The 18,660-nt window shown below is 64.4% G+C and carries 15 protein-coding genes; 14 read left to right on the top strand and 1 reads right to left on the bottom strand.

What is annotated here, in order from left to right; genetic code table 11:
• The first annotated feature begins 22 nt into the window (after positions 1-22).
• The 13 genes from MRBLPB4O_RS04215 (at position 23) to MRBLPB4O_RS04155 (ending at position 17,724) form a co-directional block, all read left to right on the top strand.
• The gene (locus MRBLPB4O_RS04215) at positions 23-1,459 is read left to right on the top strand and encodes a TolC family outer membrane protein (protein WP_341797597.1); all 1,437 of its coding nucleotides are present in this window, start codon (positions 23-25) and stop codon (positions 1,457-1,459) included.
• Positions 1,456-3,624: a type I secretion system permease/ATPase gene (locus MRBLPB4O_RS04210; protein ID WP_016501436.1), complete on the top strand. Its 2,169-nt coding sequence runs from the start codon at positions 1,456-1,458 to the stop codon at positions 3,622-3,624. Before MRBLPB4O_RS04215 ends, MRBLPB4O_RS04210 begins: the two co-directional genes overlap by 4 nt.
• Positions 3,621-4,805: an HlyD family type I secretion periplasmic adaptor subunit gene (locus MRBLPB4O_RS04205; RefSeq protein ID WP_341797596.1), complete on the top strand. Its 1,185-nt coding sequence runs from the start codon at positions 3,621-3,623 to the stop codon at positions 4,803-4,805. Before MRBLPB4O_RS04210 ends, MRBLPB4O_RS04205 begins: the two co-directional genes overlap by 4 nt.
• Positions 4,806-5,356: 551 nt before the next feature.
• The gene (locus MRBLPB4O_RS04200; RefSeq protein WP_016501438.1) at positions 5,357-6,256 is read left to right on the top strand and encodes a chemotaxis protein; all 900 of its coding nucleotides are present in this window, start codon (positions 5,357-5,359) and stop codon (positions 6,254-6,256) included.
• Positions 6,257-6,344: 88 nt separating this feature from the next.
• Positions 6,345-6,656: a hypothetical protein gene (locus tag MRBLPB4O_RS04195; RefSeq protein ID WP_016501439.1), complete on the top strand. Its 312-nt coding sequence runs from the start codon at positions 6,345-6,347 to the stop codon at positions 6,654-6,656.
• Positions 6,653-7,387 (top strand): YkgJ family cysteine cluster protein, encoded by a 735-nt coding sequence (locus tag MRBLPB4O_RS04190; protein WP_341797595.1) that lies wholly within the window; start codon positions 6,653-6,655, stop codon positions 7,385-7,387. The genes MRBLPB4O_RS04195 and MRBLPB4O_RS04190 overlap by 4 nt, the downstream gene beginning before the upstream one ends.
• 255 nt (positions 7,388-7,642) lie before the next feature.
• Positions 7,643-8,806 (top strand): efflux RND transporter periplasmic adaptor subunit, encoded by a 1,164-nt coding sequence (locus MRBLPB4O_RS04185; RefSeq protein ID WP_341797594.1) that lies wholly within the window; start codon positions 7,643-7,645, stop codon positions 8,804-8,806.
• Positions 8,803-11,895 (top strand): multidrug efflux RND transporter permease subunit, encoded by a 3,093-nt coding sequence (locus MRBLPB4O_RS04180; RefSeq protein WP_341797593.1) that lies wholly within the window; start codon positions 8,803-8,805, stop codon positions 11,893-11,895. The genes MRBLPB4O_RS04185 and MRBLPB4O_RS04180 overlap by 4 nt, the downstream gene beginning before the upstream one ends.
• Before the next feature lie 9 nt (positions 11,896-11,904).
• The gene (locus MRBLPB4O_RS04175) at positions 11,905-12,579 is read left to right on the top strand and encodes a heavy metal response regulator transcription factor (protein ID WP_012270545.1); all 675 of its coding nucleotides are present in this window, start codon (positions 11,905-11,907) and stop codon (positions 12,577-12,579) included.
• Entirely contained in the window at positions 12,554-13,957 is a 1,404-nt protein-coding gene (locus MRBLPB4O_RS04170; protein ID WP_341797592.1) for a heavy metal sensor histidine kinase, read from the top strand. Before MRBLPB4O_RS04175 ends, MRBLPB4O_RS04170 begins: the two co-directional genes overlap by 26 nt.
• A 287-nt stretch (positions 13,958-14,244) precedes the next feature.
• Entirely contained in the window at positions 14,245-14,469 is a 225-nt protein-coding gene (locus tag MRBLPB4O_RS04165; protein ID WP_341797591.1) for a hypothetical protein, read from the top strand.
• A gap of 206 nt (positions 14,470-14,675) precedes the next feature.
• Positions 14,676-16,010: an OprD family porin gene (locus tag MRBLPB4O_RS04160; protein ID WP_341797590.1), complete on the top strand. Its 1,335-nt coding sequence runs from the start codon at positions 14,676-14,678 to the stop codon at positions 16,008-16,010.
• Positions 16,011-16,233: 223 nt separating this feature from the next.
• The gene (locus tag MRBLPB4O_RS04155; protein ID WP_341797589.1) at positions 16,234-17,724 is read left to right on the top strand and encodes a sensor domain-containing diguanylate cyclase; all 1,491 of its coding nucleotides are present in this window, start codon (positions 16,234-16,236) and stop codon (positions 17,722-17,724) included.
• Here MRBLPB4O_RS04155 and MRBLPB4O_RS04150 read toward each other — a convergent pair.
• The gene (locus MRBLPB4O_RS04150; protein ID WP_138737424.1) at positions 17,721-18,197 is read right to left on the bottom strand and encodes a PA2169 family four-helix-bundle protein; all 477 of its coding nucleotides are present in this window, start codon (positions 18,195-18,197) and stop codon (positions 17,721-17,723) included. The genes MRBLPB4O_RS04155 and MRBLPB4O_RS04150 overlap by 4 nt on opposite strands.
• Before the next feature lie 200 nt (positions 18,198-18,397).
• Here MRBLPB4O_RS04150 and MRBLPB4O_RS04145 point away from each other — a divergent pair, with 200 nt between their 5' ends.
• Positions 18,398-18,619 carry a DUF3820 family protein gene (locus MRBLPB4O_RS04145; protein WP_049277254.1) on the top strand — a complete coding sequence of 74 codons (222 nt, stop codon included), beginning with the start codon at positions 18,398-18,400 and terminating at the stop codon, positions 18,617-18,619.
• The last annotated feature ends 41 nt before the right edge of the window (positions 18,620-18,660 follow it).

Genomic DNA, 18,660 nt, shown 5'->3' with positions numbered 1-18,660 from the left:
CGACCAGCAGTAAGGGAACTATGTGAAGCGAAGCAGTCCGCTGTCACCGCTGTTGCTGGGAGCCTTCGGGCTCCTGGCCCTGAACTTCCACCCGGTTGCCCAGGCAGCCGATGATATAGACCCTCAACTGCGCCAGGTCGGGCCATCGCTGTTACGCGATGCGCCCGATGCAGTGCCTGCCCGCCCCCCCACCGGCATGGCCCCGGTCGCCAGTGGCGAGCGGCTGCAGCTGACCGATGCGGTGCTGCAGGCAGCGCAATGGCACCCCAGCATCGCCGAGGCCATCGGCAACCTGTACAAGCAGGGCGAAGGCATCAACGTCGCCCGCGCGGGGTATTACCCGCAGATTTCCGGCGGTATCCGCACCGGTTATGACACCGGTTATGGCGGCGACCGCAACAGCCAGGCCCTGAACCTGTCGCTCAAGCAGATGCTCTACGACTTCGGCAAGGTCGACAGCGCCGTCAGCGCGGCCGAGGCGGCCGCCGCGCGCGCCCAGGCCAATATCCTGCTGGTGGTCGACGACCTGGCCCGCGACACCGCTTATGCCTGGATCGAAACCCGCCGCTACGAGCAACTGATGACCATTGCCCGCGACCAGATTCGCGGGGTCGGTGACATTGCCGGCATGGCCCGCCAGCGCAGCGACATGGGCGCCAGCACCCGCTCCGACGTGGTGCAGGCCGAGTCCCGGGTGGAAAGCGCCCGCGCCACGCTTGAGGAATACCAGTCGCAGTACGAGCGCTGGCGTTCGACCCTGGCGGCACTGATGGGGCGCATCACCCCACCGGCGCTGGCCGAGGATTCGCCAGCAGCGCTGAACCAAGCCTGCAAGCGGCCCTCGCAAGGCGATGACCGCCTGCCTGCTGTGCTCATGGCCCTGGCCCAGCGCGCCCAGGGCCAGGCCGAGCTGGCCCAGGCCAAGGCCGAGGCGTACCCGACCCTGTCGTTGCAACCGCAGGTCAACCACTACCTGGACAACGACTACAACCGCGACAACTCACGCATGGACCGCACCCAGGCAGGCATCTACCTGAACGTCGAGGTGCCTATCTATCAAGGGGGTGCCATCAGCGCCCGCAGCCGCGCAGCCGGCCACGCCCTGACCGCCGCCGACTCCGCCGAAGACGCGGCCCGCCTGCAAGCCCGTCGTGGCCTGGCCGAGGCCATGGCACAAACCTCCGGGCTAGGCCGCCGGCTGACTTCGCTGGAAGCGCGCCAGGTCAGCATCCAGGAAGCGCGCATGCTCTACGGCCGCCAGTACCTGGACCTGGGCACGCGGCCCCTGCTCGACCTGCTCAACGCCGAGCAGGAGATCTACCAGTCACGCTTCGAACTCGCAGGCACCCGCTCCGACCTGCTGCGCCTGGATGTCGACTGCCTGTACAACACCGGCGCCCTGCGCACGGCCTTTGGCCTTGAGGGGCGCAACCTGCAAGGGGTGGAGATCCAGCCATGACCGATTCGATCAATGTGACCCTGCCTGAACAGCCCACGGCCCCCGCGGCCGAAGCGCCTCATCGACCGGACCTTGGGCCGTGGCTGGAAGTGATGCTGCAGGTGGCGCACCACTACCGCCTGGACGTGTCGCCCCAGCGTATTCGCCTGGCCGCCGTCGAGGATGCCCGCCCGCTGGATGAAATCCTTCGCCACATGGCGCGCCAGGCCGGCCTGGCCCTGCGCTTCGTGCGCTTCGACGCCAAGGGCTTGAGACAGTGGCGTACACCGCTGGTACTGGAACTGGATGATGGCCAGCTGGCGGTGGTGGAGTCGGTCACCGAAGAGGACGACCTGGCGGTGGTGTTTGCCGGTGACCAGGGCCTGACCTCTCGCCTGCCCCGCGACAGCCTCAAGGGCCGCATCAACCGCGTTGCGCTGCTGCGCCCGGCACGGCCGCTGCGCGATGTGCGCACCGATGACTACACCGCACCCTACGACCGCCACTGGTTTGCCCGCATCGTGCTGCGCGACCTGCGCCCCTATGGGCAGGTGATGGTCGCCTCGCTGGTAGCCAACGTATTGGCCCTCGCGGGGGTTCTGTTCTCGATGCAGGTGTACGACCGGGTGATCCCGGCCGAGTCGCTGCCAACCCTGTACGTGCTGTTCGGGGGTGTAGTGCTGGCGCTGGTGTTCGACTTCAGCATGCGCCTGCTGCGGCTGAAGGTGACCGACCTGCTCGGCAAACGCGCCGACCTGCGGGTGAGCGACCTGGTCTATGGGCATGCCTTGCGCCTGCGCAACTCGGTGCGGCCGAAGTCCACCGGTTCGTTCATCTCGCAACTGCGCGAGCTGGAATCGATCCGCGACCTGATAACTTCCAGCACCGCCACGGCGCTGGCCGACCTGCCGTTCTTCCTGTTGTTCCTGTTCGTGTTCTGGCTGATCGGCGGCGTGCTGGTGTTCATCCCGCTAGCCGCGCTGCTGGCCATGGTGGTGCCTGGGGTACTGGCCCAACGGCGCCTGGCGCGGCTGGCCAATGCCTCCATGCGCGAGTCGGCGCTGCGCAACGCGATGCTGGTAGAAAGCATCCAGGGCCTGGACGAGATCAAGGCACTGCAGGCCGAAGCACGCTTCGAGCGGCAGTGGAACCAGTACAACGCCGCCTGCGCCCACACCAACCTGCGCCTGCGCACCCTCACCAACGGCCTGGTGACCTGGACCCAGAACGTGCAGGGCGCGGTGTTTGCCGTGGTCATCGTGGTCGGCGCGCCGATGGTCATCGCCGGCGACCTTACTACCGGTAGCCTGGTGGCGGCGTCGATGCTGTCGTCGCGGATGATGGCGCCACTGGCGCAACTGACCCATGTACTGACCCGCTGGCAGCAGGCCAAGGTGGCCCTGCAAGGGCTGGACAAGCTGATGCAGTCACCGGTCGACCACCCCGAAGGCGAAGCCCGCGTGCACCTGCCGGCGATTCGTGGCGAGTACCGCCTGCGCCAGGCCAACTTCCGCTACAGCGAGGAGTCCCCGCCAGTGCTGAACATCGGCCAGCTGGATATCCAGCCGGGCGAGCGCATTGCCGTTCTCGGGCGCAACGGCGCCGGCAAGTCGACCCTGCTGCAAGCCCTGGGAGGGGCCATGGACCTGGTGCAAGGCGAGGTCAGCCTGGACGGCATCGCCATGGGCCACCTCGACCCTGCCGACCTGCGCCGTGACGTGGGCCTGCTGCCACAGTACGCGCGTTTGTTCCACGGAACCCTGCGGGAAAACCTCACCCTCGGCGCCGGCCAGGCCAGTGACCAGGAGCTGGTGGCCGCGCTGGCTGCCACGGGCGCGCTGGACTTCGTCCGCCGCCTGCCCAAGGGCATGGACCACCTGATCCTGGAAGGCGGCCTGGGCTTGTCCGGCGGCCAGCGCCAGGCCTTGGTGCTGTCGCGCCTGCTGGTACGACAGCCGCAAGTACTGCTGCTGGACGAGCCAACCGCATCGCTGGACGACATGACCGAACGCAAGCTGCTGGATAACCTCGAACGCTTCTGCCAGGGCCGCACCCTGGTGATCGCCACCCACCGCCTGAGCGTGCTGCAACGGGTCGACCGCATCCTGGTGCTGGACGGCGGGCGCATCGTCATCGATGACACCCGCGATGCCGCGCTGGCCAAACTGCAAGGAGCCCAGGCATGAGCAACCATGAACTCCCGGCCTCCTACCTGGATGGGCAGGACGACCAGGCGGTGTTCCGCGCCGGCCGCATCATCACCATCTGTGCCTTGATGCTGGCCGCATTCCTGGCCTGGGCCGCCTGGTTCGAGGTGACCGAAGTGTCCACCGGCACCGGCAAGGTGATCCCCAGTTCGCGGGAGCAGGTGATCCAGTCGTTCGAGGGCGGCATCGTCGCGCAGATGAGCGTGGCCGAAGGCGACCTGGTCGAGCGCGGCCAGGTGCTGGCCCAGCTCGACCCAACCAAGACCGCCTCCAGTGTCGGCGAGAGCGAAGCCAAGTACCGCGCTGCCAAGGCCAGCCAGGCCCGCCTGCAGGCAGAGGTGACGGGCAAGCCGCTGACCTTCCCCGAAAGCCTGCGCGACTCGCCCGACCTGATCGACGCAGAAACCGCGCTGTACCAGACCCGCCGCCGCGGGCTGGAGCAGACCCTGGCGGGCATCCAGGACTCGCTGCAACTGGTGCGTAGCGAGCTGAAGATTACCGAGAACCTTGCAAAGATGGGCGCCTCAAGCCGGGTCGAAGTGATTCGCCTGAACCGCCAGCGTTCGGAACTGGAGCTCAAGGCCAACGAAGCCCGCTCCGACTACCTGGTACGTGCCCGGGAAGAGCTGGCCAAAGCCAGCGCCGAGGCCGACAGCCTGTCGGAAGTGGTCCGCGGGCGCAGTGACTCGCTTACCCGCCTGACCTTGCGCTCACCGGTGCGTGGCATCGTCAAGGACATCGAGGTCAACACCCTGGGCGGCGTGGTGCAGCCCGGTGGCCAGGTGATGAAGATCGTGCCGATGGACGAACGCCTGCTGATCGAAACCCGCATCGCGCCGCGCGATATCGCCTTCATTCACCCGGACCAGGCGGCCAAGGTCAAGATCAGTGCCTATGACTATTCGGTGTATGGCGGGCTGGAAGGCAAGGTGGTAGGTATTTCGCCGGACACCCTGCAGGATGAGGTGAAACCGGAAATCTACTACTACCGGGTGTTCATCCGCACCGAGCAGGACAGCTTGCAGAACAAGACCGGCAAGCACTTTGCGATCGTGCCGGGGATGATTGCCACGGTGGATATCCGCACCGGTGAGAAGACCATCCTCGATTACCTGATCAAGCCGCTGAACCGGGCCAAGGAGGCCCTGCGCGAGCGGTAGTGGCTGTAGGAGCAAGCCTGAGCGATTGGCCATTGGCGGCAAAATTGCCACGGTGGATATTCGCACCGGTGACAAGACCATCCTAGCCGCTGAGCCGGGCCAAGGAGGCACTGCGCGAACGGTAGTGGCTGTAGGAGCAGCCTTGTGCTGCGAAGAGGCCATCGCTGCCCAAGATGATCTTTTGCCTTGCCGGCCTCTTCGCAGCACAAGGCTGCTCCTACAGGTAAATGAGCAAGCCTGAGCGATTGGCCATTGGCGGCAAAATTGCCACGGTGGATATTCGCACCGGTGACAAGACCATTCTAGCCGCTGAGCCGGGCCAAGGAGGCCCTGCGCGAACGGTAGTGGCTGTAGGAGCAGCCTTGTGCTGCGAAGAGGCCATCGCTGCCCAAGATGGTCTTTTGCCTTGCCGGCCTCTTCGCAGCACAAGGCTGCTCCTACAGGGAAATGAGCGAGCATGAGCGATTGGGCCATTGCCGGCAAAGCAAGGCTAAAGCCCGACCAAAACAGGCCGATAACCGGTTATCCCCTGTTCCCCACCGAAGGTCACCATGGCCACGCAAAATGCCCGCGCGGACTCGTTGTCCCTGCTGCTGTTCACCCTGCGCAGCGGCAAGTTGATGGCAATCAACCTGCTCAAGGTCAGCGAGATCATCCCCTGCCCGCCGCTGACCAAACTGCCGGAATCGCACCCCAACGTGAAAGGTGTGGCGACCCTGCGTGGCCATTCGCTGTCGGTTATCGACCTGTCGCGCGCCATTGGCGAACGGCCCCTGGAAGACCCGCAAGGCGGCTGCCTGATCGTCACTGAAATCAGCCGCTCGCGCCAAGGCCTGCATGTGCAGGCGGTCAGCCGCATCGTGCATTGCCTGAGCACCGACATCAAACCGCCGCCCTTTGCTTCGGGCAACCGCTCATACATCACCGGCGTGACGCGGGTCGACAACACCCTGGTGCAGGTGCTGGACATCGAAAAAGTCATCCACTCCATCGCCCCACCGCAGGCAGAACCAGCTCACGGCACCTTGAGCGAAGAAGACGCCAGCCTGCTGGCCGCCGCCAACATCCTGGTGGTGGATGACAGCCAGGTGGCCCTGCAGCAGTCGGTACATACCCTGCGCAACCTGGGCATCGAATGCCACACCGCGCGCAGCGCCAAGGACGCCATCAACGTGTTGCTGGAGCTGCAAGGCACCGCGCAGGAGATCAACATCATCGTCTCCGACATCGAAATGAGCGAAATGGACGGCTATGCCTTCACCCGCACCCTGCGCGAAACCCCTGACTTCCAGCACCTGTACGTGCTGCTGCACACCTCGCTGGACAGCGCAATGAGCAGCGAGAAGGCAACCCAGGCCGGGGCCAACGCCATCCTCACCAAGTTCTCCTCGCCAGAGCTGACCGATTGTCTGGTGGTGGCCGCGCGTACCGTGGTGTTTGCCGAGCACTGATATATTAAGCGACAAACTCCCCGGCTTGCCGCCGGGGGTGAGTCGGGCATAATTCGCGCCCCTCGCAAGCAAATTGCCGGAATCGCGTATGAAGTTTTTCAGCTCTATCCTGATCACCTGCGCCCTCTTCAGCGGTATCGCCCAGGCCTCCAGCAGCCAGGCCTGGAACGAGCAGCGCCAACAGATGCTCAAGGCCTGCCTGGCCGCCAGCCAGTTCAAGGATGCCCACGCCCGCGGCAAGCCCGCCGAGTTCGATGACCAGGTTGGCATGAGCGCCCTGCTCGTCGAAGGCGTCTATCCGCAGAAGCACATGCAGCAACGCACCGGCACCGAGCTGTGCCTGTACGACCGCCAGCACCAGCGTGCCTTCATCAGCGAGTGGAGCCCGGAAGCCAAGTGACCGACAGCTTGCGATTCGGTTGTACCGGCTGCGGCAAGTGCTGCACCGGTCACCACGTGCCCCTGACGCTGGCCGAGGCCCGCCGGTGGGCAGATGATGCCGGTCAGGTGATAGTGCTGATCGAGGCCTTCGTGACTGATGGCCCCGGTATGCCGCCTGAGCAGCGCGAACATGTGCTGCGCCGCTCGTATCCCGTGGCTTGCGGCAACGGCGAGGCACGCGTGTCGGTGACCTTCGCCGCGTTCAACCCCGGCCGATGCCGCAACCTCGGCGACAACGACCTGTGCACCATCTACGACCAGCGACCGTTGGTCTGTCGCATCTACCCGGTGGAAATCAACCCGCACATTCCGCTGCGCCCGGCCAGCAAGGACTGCCCGCCGGAGGCCTGGCAGCAAGGCCCGGAACTGATTCACGGCACGCGACTGGTCGATGCGGAACTGGAAGCGCTGGTGCAAGCGTCACGGCAGGCCGACCGCGATGACATTGCCGCCAAGGTGGCGGTGTGCCAGGCGCTGGGCATGACCACCAGTGCGCTCAAGGGCAATGGCTTTACCGCCTACCTGCCGGACATGGGCGCGTTTGCCACGGCGCTGACGCGCGAGCAGTGGGATGACGATGGGCAGTGGACCTTGCATGTGCAGGATGAAACGCTGGTCGCCAGCTTGCAGGGGCTTGGTTTGCGCACTACCAGTGAAACCCCGGTGTACTACGCCTTCATCGGCTTCTAGCCTGAGCGACTGCAGAAACTCATGCACGGTAACTGTGGGAGCGGGCGTGCCCGCGAACACCGGCGCAGCCGGTGCCATCCACCGCGTTGTATTCTTCGCGGGCGTGCCCGCTCCCACACTGGTCCCCGGTCGCATACCACCAGGTGAAACTGACAGCGCTGTCAGCCAGCCGTCACGCTGCCGACCCGGTTCGGGGGCTATAAGATTGAGTACAGACAACCGTTTCCCTCCCTTCTGGCCAAGGTGCCCGCACCGATGCGACGTCCGTCCCGCTCTGCCTTCCTCGCCGCCCTAGCGCTCCTGGCCCTGGTGGGAGCAGGCATCTGGTTCAGCCAGCGCCAACCCGCACCGGCTAATCGTGCGCAAACCGCCGTGCCGGTACGCGTGGTCAGCGTCGCCCAGCAGGACGTGCCGCGCTATGCCAGCGCCATCGGCTCGGTGCTGTCGCTGCACAGCGTCGAGGTCCGGCCACAAGTGGAGGGCATACTCACTGAAGTGCTGGTCAAGGAAGGCCAATGGGTCAAGCAAGGCGACCTGCTCGCCACCCTGGACGACCGCAGCATCCGCGCCAGCCTCGACCAGGCCCGTGCACAACTCGGCCAGAGCCAGGCACAGATCCAGGTGGCCGGCGTCGACCTCAAGCGCTACCGCCTGCTCAGCAGCGATGACGGCGTGTCCAAGCAAACCCTCGACCAGCAACAGGCGTTGGTCAACCAGCTGCAAGCCACGGTCAAGGGCAACCAGGCGGCCATCGCCAATGCCGAGGTGCAACTCTCCTACACCCAGATACGTTCACCGGTAACCGGGCGCGTCGGCATCCGCAACATCGACCCCGGCAACCTGGTCCGCACCAGCGACACCCAAGGGCTGTTCAGCGTGACCCAGATCGACCCGATCGCCGTGGAGTTCTCGCTGCCGCAACAGATGCTGCCGACCCTGCAAGGCCTGCTCAAGGCGCAAGCCCCTGCGCTGGTCGAGGCCTACATGGATGCCGATGGCGAGCGCAACCTGCTGGGCGCAGGCCACCTTGCGCTGATCGACAACCAGATTTCGGCCAACACCGGCACGGTGCGGGTCAAGGCCGAGTTCGACAACAAGGACGGCCTGCTGTGGCCGGGGCAACTGGTCACCGTACGATTGCGCACGGCAATGGACGAAGACGCCCTGGTGGTACCGCCCCCCGTGGTGCAACGCAGCATCGATGGCCACTTCGTCTACCGCGTCGACGGCGACAAGGTCACCAGCGTGCCGGTCAAGGTGCTGTACCAGGACAGCACACTGAACATCGTCGCCGGGGTCAAGGCCGGTGACCAGCTGGTGCTCGATGGCCAGTCGCGCCTCAAACCCGGCTCCAGGGTCGAGATCACCCCTGATGCCCCGGCGCCTGCCGAGATGGCCGACCGCAGGAGCCAGCCATGAACACCCGCAATGGCGTCTCGGCCTGGTGCATCGACCACCCCATCGCCACCCTGCTGCTGACCTTCGCCCTGGTGCTGCTGGGCGCCATCGCCTTCCCGCGGCTGCCCGTGGCGCCGCTGCCCGAGGCCGACTTCCCGACCATCCAGGTCACCGCCCAGCTGCCCGGTGCCAGCCCGGAAACCATGGCCTCGTCAGTGGCCACGCCGCTGGAGGTGCAGTTCAGCGCCATCCCCGGCATGACCCAGATGACCAGCAGCAGCGCGCTGGGCTCGACTACGCTGATTCTGCAGTTCACCCTCGACAAGAACATCGACACCGCCGCCCAGGAAGTGCAGGCCGCGATCAACACCGCCACCGCCCGCCTGCCCCAGGACCTGCCCAGCCCGCCTACCTGGCGCAAGGTCAACCCGGCCGACAGCCCGGTGGTAATCCTCACCGTCAGCTCTGCACAGATGCCCGGCAACGAGCTCAGCGACTACGCCGAAACCCTCCTGGCCCGCCAGCTCAGCCAGATCGACGGGGTCGGCCTGATCAACATCACCGGCCAACTGCGCCCGGCCATCCGGGTGCAGGCACAACCCGAGAAACTCGCGGCCATCGGCCTGACCCTGGCCGACGTGCGCCAGGCCATCCAGCAGACCAGCCTGAACCTGGCCAAAGGCGCGCTGTACGGCGAGCACAGCGTGTCGACCATTGCCGCCAACGACCAGCTGTTTCACCCCGAAGACTATGCCCAGCTGATCGTCAGCTACCGCAACGGCGCCCCGGTGCACCTGAAGGACGTGGCCAAGGTGATCAACGGTGCCGAGAACGCGTATGTAAGGGCCTGGTCGGGCAATCAGCCGGGGCTTAACCTGGTGATCTTCCGCCAGCCCGGCGCCAATATCGTCGACACCGTGGACCGGGTGCTCGACGCCTTGCCGCGCTTGCAGGAAATGCTGCCGGCCTCGGTTGAAGTGTCGGTGCTGCAGGACCGCACCCAGACCATCCGCAGCTCGCTGCACGAGGTCGAGCTGACCCTGATGATCGCGGTGGCGCTGGTGATCGGGGTAATGGCGCTGTTCCTGCGTCAGTGGTCGGCCACCTTCATTGTCTCCAGCGTGCTCGGCGTCTCGCTGATCGCCACGTGCGCACTGATGTACGTGTTCGGTTTCAGCCTCAACAACCTGACGCTGGTGGCCATCGTCATTGCCGTCGGCTTCGTGGTCGATGACGCGATCGTCGTGGTGGAAAACATCCATCGCCACCTGGAAGCCGGCGACGATAGCCGCACCGCGGCGCTCAAAGGCGCCGGCGAGATCGGTTTCACCGTGGTGTCGATCAGTTTCTCGCTGATCGCCGCGTTCATTCCGCTGCTGTTCATGGGCGGTGTGGTGGGCCGGCTGTTCAAGGAATTCGCCCTGACTGCCACGGCGACCATCCTGATTTCGGTGGTGGTATCGCTGACCTTGGCCCCCACCCTTTCGGCGCTGTTCATGCGCCGACCACCCGGGGACCACCAGGGCGGTTTCGGCCAGCGCCTGCTGGGTTGGTACGAAAAAGGCCTGGATCGCGCGTTGGCCCACCGGCGGACCACACTCGGGGTATTCGGCATTACCCTGGCGCTGGCCGTGGCCGGCTACGTGGGCATCCCCAAAGGCTTCTTCCCGCTGCAGGACACCGGCTTCATTCTTGGCACCACCGAGGCAGCGGCGGATGTGTCCTACCCGTCGATGATCCAGAAGCACCTGGCGCTGGCGAAGATCATCGGTGACGACCCGGCAGTGCGCGCCTATTCGCACTCGGTGGGGGTGACCGGCAGCAACCAGACCATCGCCAACGGCCGTTTCTGGATCTCGCTCAAGCCCCGTGGCGAGCGCGACGTCTCGGCCAGCGAATGGATCGACCGGATTCGCCCGAAACTCGCCCAGGTGCCGGGCATCGTCCTGTACATGCGCGCCGGCCAGGACATCAACCTCAGCTCCGGCCCGTCACGCACCCAGTACCAGTACGTGCTCAAGAGCAACGACGGGGTCGCCCTCAACCTGTGGACCCAGCGCCTGACCGACCGCCTGCGGGAAAACCCGGCGCTGCGCGACCTGTCCAACGACCTGCAACTGGGCGCCAGCGTCACCCGCATCGATATCGACCGCCAGGCCGCGGCGCGTTTCGGCCTGACCACCACCGACGTCGACCAGGCCTTGTACGATGCCTTCGGCCAGCGCCAGATCAGCGAATTCCAGACCGAGACCAACCAGTACAAGGTCATCCTCGAACTGGACGCGCAACAGCGTGGCAAGGCTGAAAGCCTCAATTTCTTCTACCTGCGCTCGCCCCTGACCAACGAGATGGTGCCGCTGTCGGCCCTGGCGCATGTCGCCGCACCAAGCACCGGGCCGCTGTCGATCAGCCACGACGGCCTGTTCCCGGCCGCCAACCTGTCGTTCAACCTGGCCCCCGGCGTGGCCTTGGGCGATGCGGTGCAGATCCTGGAGCGTGCGCAGCGCGAGCTGGGCATGCCCGACTCGATCACCGGCAATTTCCAGGGCGCCGCCCAGGCGTTCCAGAGCTCGCTGTCGAGCCAGCCCTACCTGATCCTTGCCGCGCTGGTGGCGGTGTACATCATCCTCGGCGTGCTATACGAGAGCTTCGTCCACCCGCTGACCATCATCTCCACCCTGCCCTCCGCCGGCCTGGGCGCGATCATCCTGCTGTGGGCCAGCGGGCAGGACTTCAGCATCATGGGGCTGATCGGCGTGGTACTGCTGATCGGCATCGTCAAGAAGAACGGCATCCTGCTCATCGACTTCGCGCTCGAAGCCCAGCGCCATCACGGCATGACGCCCGAGCATGCGATACGCCAGGCCTGCCTGGTGCGCTTCCGCCCGATCATCATGACTACCCTGGCCGCGCTGCTGGGCGCAGTGCCGCTGATGTTCGGCTTTGGCACCGGCGCCGAGCTGCGCCAGCCACTGGGCATCGCGGTGGTGGGTGGCCTGCTGGTGAGCCAGGCCCTGACGCTGTTCACCACCCCGGTCATATACTTGGCCCTGGAGCGCCTGTTCCACCGCCGCCAGGCCGCCCCTGCGGCAGCGCCAAGTGCCAGCTAGGACAAGACCATGCGTGTGCTGATCATCGAAGACGAAGAAAAAACCGCCGACTACCTGCATCGCGGCCTGAGCGAACAGGGCTTTACCGTGGACCTGGCACGGGACGGCATCGATGGCCTGCACCTGGCTCTGGAGGGCGACTACGCGGTAATCGTGCTGGATGTGATGCTGCCTGGCCTGGACGGCTATGGTGTGCTGCGCGCCTTGCGCGCGCGCAAACAGACGCCGGTGATCATGCTGACCGCCCGTGAGCGGGTCGAAGACCGCATTCATGGCCTGCGTGAAGGCGCCGACGACTACCTGGGCAAGCCGTTCTCGTTCCTCGAACTGGTCGCCCGCCTGCAAGCCCTGACCCGCCGCAGCAGCAGCCATGAACCGTTGCAGGTGCAAGTGGCAGACTTGTGGATCGACCTGATGGCACGCAAGGCCACACGCGCCGGCCAGCGTCTGGACCTGACTGCCAAGGAGTTCTCGCTGCTCAGCGTGCTGGCCCGGCGGCAGGGTGAAATCCTGTCGAAGACGGCGATTGCCGAGCTGGTCTGGGACATCAACTTCGACAGCGACGCCAACGTCGTGGAAGTGGCGATCAAACGCCTGCGCGCCAAGCTCGACGGGCCCTTCGACAACAAGCTGCTGCACACCATCCGAGGCATGGGCTATGTCCTGGAAAACCGTGCGGGGTAATTCCATCGCCCTGCGCCTGTCGGCGCTGTTCATTCTGGTGGCGCTGGGTGTATTCCTGCTGATCGGCTGGGCGCTGTATCGCCAGGTCGACCGCAGCCTCGACCTGCTGCCGCAAGCGGAGCTGGACGCGCGCTTCAGCGTGCTCGAATCCACCCTAAACCGCTTCGGCACGCCAGATCACTGGACCAAGATCAACAACAAGCTCAACCTGCTCAGCGAAGAGGACAAGCGCATCCGCTTCTGGGTGGTCAGCAGCAACCCGGCCTACGACTACGGTCACCCCAGCGAGCTGGTGCGCGCCTTCGCCGAGGGGCCACAGGGCATGCGCGACCTGCACCTGCCTGACCGGCCCTACCCGTACAAGGTGCTGGTCAGTGAACTACCGGCGCTGGGCGAACGGCCGGCACTGCGCTTTCTGATCGGCATCGACACCGAAACCTTCTGGCAGGCCCAGCACAGCTTGCTGGTGGCGATTGTCGGGCTGGCAGTACTCGGCGTGCTGCTGGCTTCAGTACTGGGTTACTGGGTGGCGCGCATTGGCTTGCGCCCCCTACTGGCGTTGTCCAACGAGGCACAGGCCCTGGCACCTCCACGCCTGGACGGGCGTTTGCAAACCCATGCCCTGGCGCCGGAGCTGGCACAGTTCGCGGGGGCCTTCAACGCCGCGCTCGACCGGGTCAGCCAGGCCTACTCACGGCTGGAAGCCTTCAACGCCGACGTCGCCCACGAGCTGCGCTCGCCGCTGACCAACCTGATCGGCCAGACCCAGGTCGCGCTGACCCGCGGCCGCAGTGCCGAGCATTACTTCGAAGTGCTGCAATCGAACCTGGAAGAGCTGGAGCGCCTGCGCGGCATCATCAACGACATGCTGTTCCTGGCCAGCGCCGACCAAGGCAGCAAGGCCACCGCCCTGATCCAGGCCTCCCTGGCCGAGGAAGTGGCAACCACCCTCGACTACCTGGACTACATCCTCGAAGACGCCCAGGTCAGCGTGAGCGTGATCGGCGATGCCCAGGCGCCCATCGAAAAGGCCCATTTCCGCCGGGCGCTGATCAATCTGCTGAACAACGCCGTGCAGCACACCGCGCCGCATCAGGTGATCCAGGTGCAGATCGATGCCGGGCCCAAGCAGGTCAGCATCGCCGTGAGCAACCCGGGGCCGGCGATTGACGATGAGCACCTGCCGTTGCTGTTCGAGCGGTTCTACCGCGTGGATGCGGCGCGCAGCAACAGCGGTGGGGGTAACCATGGGTTGGGGTTGGCGATCGTCAAGGCGATTGCACTGATGCATGGGGGGGAGGTGTTTGTGCGCAGTGGGGCCGGGCTCAATACCTTCGGTATCCAATTGCCGACCTTGAGGCCTGCGCGCTCTGTGTAGGAGCGGCCTTGTGCCGCGAAAGGGTCGCGAAGCGGCCCCAGACTCTTTGGCAGGGCCAAGATTGCCGGGGCTGCTGCGCAGCCCATTCGCGGCGCAAGGCCGCTCCTACAAAGACCGCGCAGGCTCTCTAGTGCGGGGCTTTGCGGCGAAAGTACTATTGCTTTTCTTTGGATCGTTACCTTTTGCGCAACAGTGCTTATCGCACTTCGCTCTGTTTCAAGTGTACTGAAAGGACTAACTTTACCCCTGTCCTCATTAGCACTTGCCCCGCAAGAAGGTAGTTTCAAATGTCCAACAGTATGGGTATTGCCAGCGTCTTCGTTCTGTCTTCCCTGTTGTTGTCGCCCCTGGCCATGGCCGAAGAATCCAGCGCTTTCGTCACCCGTAATGCAGAGCTCGCCGCCGTCCATCAAGATGCCCGCGACGCGGTAGCTGCAAACCAGGCTGACGCCGCCAAAGACGCAAAACAGACAGCTTCCAAAGTTTCTGTCGATGCCAACGCCGACAGCTGATCAAGCGCTGTCACTGCTCCCGATTTCCCTTGGCTACGCATTGGGCACCACCGGTGCCGATATGTTAGCCTTTTAAAGCCGCTGCCGATCAGCGGCTTTTTTTATGTGCTTTAACTCTCAGCCACGCTGTAACGTCTACCTATAAAAAAAGACGCACATTCAAAAATAAAAACTGCCCCACCGTCAGACCAAAGGAGCTAGTACCGGTGCCTTCCGCGTTTCGTTTTACCCCGCTATTCATTGCGTTGACTGCAACGATCCCTTTCGCCGCCCAGGCAGATGAAGACAAGGCTGATGGCTTCATCGAAGGCTCGTCCTTCAACCTGCATTTCCGTAATGCCTACTTCAACCGCGACAACCACAACGCTGGCGTGCGTGACACCCGCGAGTGGGGCCAGGGCGCGGTTGCGCGCTTCGAGTCGGGCTACACCCCTGGCGTGATCGGCTTTGGCCTGGATGCACATGCCATGCTGGGCCTCAAGCTGGACGGCGGTGGCGGCCATGCCGGCACCAGCATCCTGCCCGAGCACATCAAGGACGACGGTGAGCTGGGCGCTGCCCCGCATTCGTTCTCCACTGCCGGTGCTGCGATCAAGCTCAAGGCGTTCGACACCGAGCTGAAAGCCGGTGATCTGTTCCTCACCAACCCGGTAATCGCTGGCGGCGAAACCCGCATGCTGCCGCAGACCTTCCGTGGTGTGAGCCTGACCAACACCAGCATCGACGGCCTGCTGCTCGAAGGCGGCCAGGTGAGCTTCACCCACCCGTACAACCAGAGCGGCCACCGCCGCATCGACACCTACTATGGGTCGCTGGACGAGCACGACAAGAGCAAGCACCTTAACTGGGCCGGCGCGTCGTGGAGCGGTACCGAGAACATCACCACCAACCTTTACGCCGCCGAGCTGAAGGACATCTGGAACCAGTACTACGCTGACTTCGACTACACCTACGTGGTCAACGACCTGGTGAGCCTGAACCCGGGCGTGCACTTCTACCACACCCAGGACACCGGCCAGGCCCTGCTGGGCAAGATCGATAACAACACCTACAGCGTGCACTTCACCGTCAACGCAGGCTTCCACAGCGTCACCGCCGCCTACCAGCGGGTCAATGGCAACACGCCGTTCGACTACATCAACCTGGGCGACAGCGTGTACCTGGACAACTCGCGCATGTACTCGGACTTCAACGCGCCAAACGAGCGCTCGTGGAAGCTGCAGTACGACTATGACTTCGCCGGTGTCGGCGTGCCTGGCCTGACCACCTCGCTGTCATACTCGCGCGGTGAGGCCGACCTGACCAAGGCCACCCAGGACACCAGTCACTACGACTACTACCGTGAAAATGGCAAGAACGCCACGCACTGGGAACGTGATCTGGACGTGAAGTACGTGTTCCAGCAGGGTGACCTGAAGGACCTGTCGGTACTGGTGCGCTACGCCACCCACCGTGGCAGCCAGGGTTATGCGTCGATCGACAGCAACAGCGACAACGACGAAGTGCGGGTGATCGTCGACTACCCGCTGAACGTGTTCTGATCCAGGACCGCTAGCGAGGGCTCCGCCCTCGATCGCCGGCAAGCCAGCTCTCACAGGTATTGCATAACCGCTAAGCCTGATGCTGTACCTGTGGGAGCTGGCTTGCCGGCGAAGGGCTGCGCAGCAGCCCCAGACGTGATTCCGTCGGACAAATCTTGTCCGACAATCACTGCTTCCCTAGAATGTCGCCGCCGCGAATGGCCCTGCCCACGCAGTAGCGAGCATGCCCACCCGATTACCGCGCTTCGCATTTCACAGGTCGCACCCCGAGCTGACCCTCAACCTGGGCAGTTGCCTTGCCGTGCTCGCCATCGTGGCCATCGTCAGCTTCCTGCTGGCACGTGAACGGGACAGCGTCGAGCTGTCGGCGATTCGCTCGTCCAACAACATAGTCCAGTTGATCGAAAGCGACATCCTGCGCAACGCCGAACTCTACGACCAGTCACTGCAGGGCCTGATCTGGGCCGTGGGGCGCAAGGAGCTGCCAGACATACCCGGCCCGCTGCGCCAGCGCCTGCTGTTCAATGAAGCCTTCGTCGACCGCAAACGCGGTGACGTGCTATGGCTGGACAAGCAAGGCAATGTGGTGGGCGATTCCACCAGCAGTGTGCCGCGCAAGGCCAACTTTAGCGAAACCGGTGTGTTCAAGGCACACCAGGCCAACGCCAATCTGGGCTTGCTGGTAGGCCCGCCATTCAAGGCCAAGCTCGGCGACCTGGACTGGTGCATCAGCTTCAGCCGGCGCATCCCCGGCCCCGATGGCGAGTTTGCCGGGCTGGCAGCAGGCGCATTGCGCCTGTCGTACTTCAGTGAGCTGTTCCAGCGCCTGGACATCGGTGACGACAGCAGCATCAACCTGTTCAATACCGACGGGCAGCTCCTCGCCCGCCAGCCCTCACGCCCGCAAGACCCGCTGATCGGCACCAACTATGCCGAGCGGCCCAACTTCAAGCGCATCCTCAGCGAACAGAGCGGTAACTTCACAGCCCGCTCTGGCAGCGACGGCAACCCGCGCATGTACACCTTCGCCCGGGTCGCGCAGTTGCCGCTGATCGTGCTGGTGGTGCACTCGGCCGACGAGGTGTTCCAGTCCTGGCGCCGCACCGCGATTCTGGTTAGCGTCGCCACAGGTGTGCTGTGCGTGGGCATTCTCTGGTTGACCCTGCTGCTGGGCCGCGAACTGCGCCGCCGCCAGGAGGCCGAACAGGGCCTGGCGACGTTAGCCGCCACCGACAGCCTGACCGGCTTGGCCAACCGCCGTCGTCTGGACCAGGTGCTGCGCCAGGAATGGGCGCGTGCGCAGCGCAATCGCAAGCCATTGGCCGTGCTGATGGTGGATGTGGACCACTTCAAGGCATTCAACCAACGACACGGCCATGCCGGTGGTGACCACGCGTTGCGGGAGGTGGCCAAAACCATCGAGGCGAGCATCCGCCGTCCTGCAGATCTGGCCGCTCGTTATGGGGGGGAGGAGTTTCAGGTGGTACTGCCGGAAACCGACCTTGCCGGCGCGCGGCTGCTGGCCGAGCGCATTAGGACCAGTGTGGAAGCGCTGGCACCTTTTGCCGATGACGCCCACTCGGTGACGGTGAGCATCGGCATAGGCCTGTCCGGCCCCCAGCACGACCTGAGCAGTGTGCTGGGGGCTGCGGACGAAGCGCTCTACCGGGCCAAGGCCAAGGGCCGCAACCGGGTAGAGGGGCCCGACGCTTAGGAGCGGGCGCGGGCGGCGTTGCGCAGGGCCTTGACCTGGTCATGGTTGCGCTGCACGCCTTGCAGCTGTTTTTCCACCAGGTTGTAGGTCATGTCGCTGGCACTGCGGCCCAGTTTTACCAGCTTCTCGCGCGCTTCCTTGTAGGCCTTGAGGGCGTGGTCCTCACCGCGCTCGACCTCGTTCAGCACCGCTTCTTCGTCCTTGCCGGTGACCATCGACTTCAGGTTGACCCAGCCGCGATGCAAGTCGCCGCTGATGCTGGTGGAGGTTTCCGGGTCGCCACCCAGGCGGCGCACTTCGCTTTGCAGTTCGCCAGCGGCATTGGCGCATTCACCGGCACGCTGCACGAAGAACGCTTTCAGCTCTGGATTCTTCACGTCATCGGCCGAGGCTTTGAACCCTTTCTCGCCATCCTTGCTGTATTCGATCAGATCGTTGAGTACGTCAATCACGTCTTTGTTGGGGTTGCTCATGGTCGAACTCCTTGGCAGGTGATAGTCATCTACAGAGTTGCAGCGTTCGTGCCATGCTCTCTAAAAAAATAAATTCTTTATTTTTCAATTACTTGTCGAAACAAAAAGAATGGCTGATACCGGCGTTCTGCATGATCGCCGCTTGGGCCTTCGTGCAGATTGCAGTATGGTCGGCGCTTTCCACTGAAGGTGCGCCGAAGATGAAGCCGGAAATGCTCGAATTGCTGGTGACCCGCAGCATGCCGTTCGGCAAATACCAGGGGCGCATCATTGCCGACCTGCCGGGGGACTACCTGGCGTGGTTTGCGCGCAAGGGCTTCCCCACGGGGGAACTGGGCGGGTTGCTGGCGTTGATGCATGAAATCGACCACAACGGGCTGGGGGATCTGCTGGTACCGTTGCGCAAGAAGCATGGGCGTTGACCTGCTCCGGCCTCTTCGCGGGCGTGCCCGCGAAGAGGCCA

The sequence above is a fragment of the Pseudomonas sp. LPB4.O genome (genome assembly GCF_038383825.1).
Classification (GTDB): domain Bacteria; phylum Pseudomonadota; class Gammaproteobacteria; order Pseudomonadales; family Pseudomonadaceae; genus Aquipseudomonas; species Aquipseudomonas putida.
The sequence above is the reverse complement of the archived record's forward strand: the minus strand, read 5'-3'. Positions and strand labels throughout refer to the sequence as shown.

Excerpts from the sequence above, each read along its gene's own strand:
- MRBLPB4O_RS04210 (WP_016501436.1), top strand. The coding sequence starts at position 1,456 with ATGACCGATTCGATCAATGTGACCCTGCCTGAACAGCCCACGGCCCCC.
- MRBLPB4O_RS04205 (WP_341797596.1), top strand. The coding sequence starts at position 3,621 with ATGAGCAACCATGAACTCCCGGCCTCCTACCTGGATGGGCAGGACGAC.
- MRBLPB4O_RS04200 (WP_016501438.1), top strand. The coding sequence starts at position 5,357 with ATGGCCACGCAAAATGCCCGCGCGGACTCGTTGTCCCTGCTGCTGTTC.
- MRBLPB4O_RS04195 (WP_016501439.1), top strand. The coding sequence starts at position 6,345 with ATGAAGTTTTTCAGCTCTATCCTGATCACCTGCGCCCTCTTCAGCGGT.
- MRBLPB4O_RS04185 (WP_341797594.1), top strand. The coding sequence starts at position 7,643 with ATGCGACGTCCGTCCCGCTCTGCCTTCCTCGCCGCCCTAGCGCTCCTG.
- MRBLPB4O_RS04180 (WP_341797593.1), top strand. The coding sequence starts at position 8,803 with ATGAACACCCGCAATGGCGTCTCGGCCTGGTGCATCGACCACCCCATC.
- MRBLPB4O_RS04175 (WP_012270545.1), top strand. The coding sequence starts at position 11,905 with ATGCGTGTGCTGATCATCGAAGACGAAGAAAAAACCGCCGACTACCTG.
- MRBLPB4O_RS04170 (WP_341797592.1), top strand. The coding sequence starts at position 12,554 with ATGTCCTGGAAAACCGTGCGGGGTAATTCCATCGCCCTGCGCCTGTCG.
- MRBLPB4O_RS04165 (WP_341797591.1), top strand. The coding sequence starts at position 14,245 with ATGTCCAACAGTATGGGTATTGCCAGCGTCTTCGTTCTGTCTTCCCTG.
- MRBLPB4O_RS04155 (WP_341797589.1), top strand. The coding sequence starts at position 16,234 with ATGCCCACCCGATTACCGCGCTTCGCATTTCACAGGTCGCACCCCGAG.
- MRBLPB4O_RS04150 (WP_138737424.1), bottom strand. The coding sequence starts at position 18,197 with ATGAGCAACCCCAACAAAGACGTGATTGACGTACTCAACGATCTGATC.
- MRBLPB4O_RS04145 (WP_049277254.1), top strand. The coding sequence starts at position 18,398 with ATGAAGCCGGAAATGCTCGAATTGCTGGTGACCCGCAGCATGCCGTTC.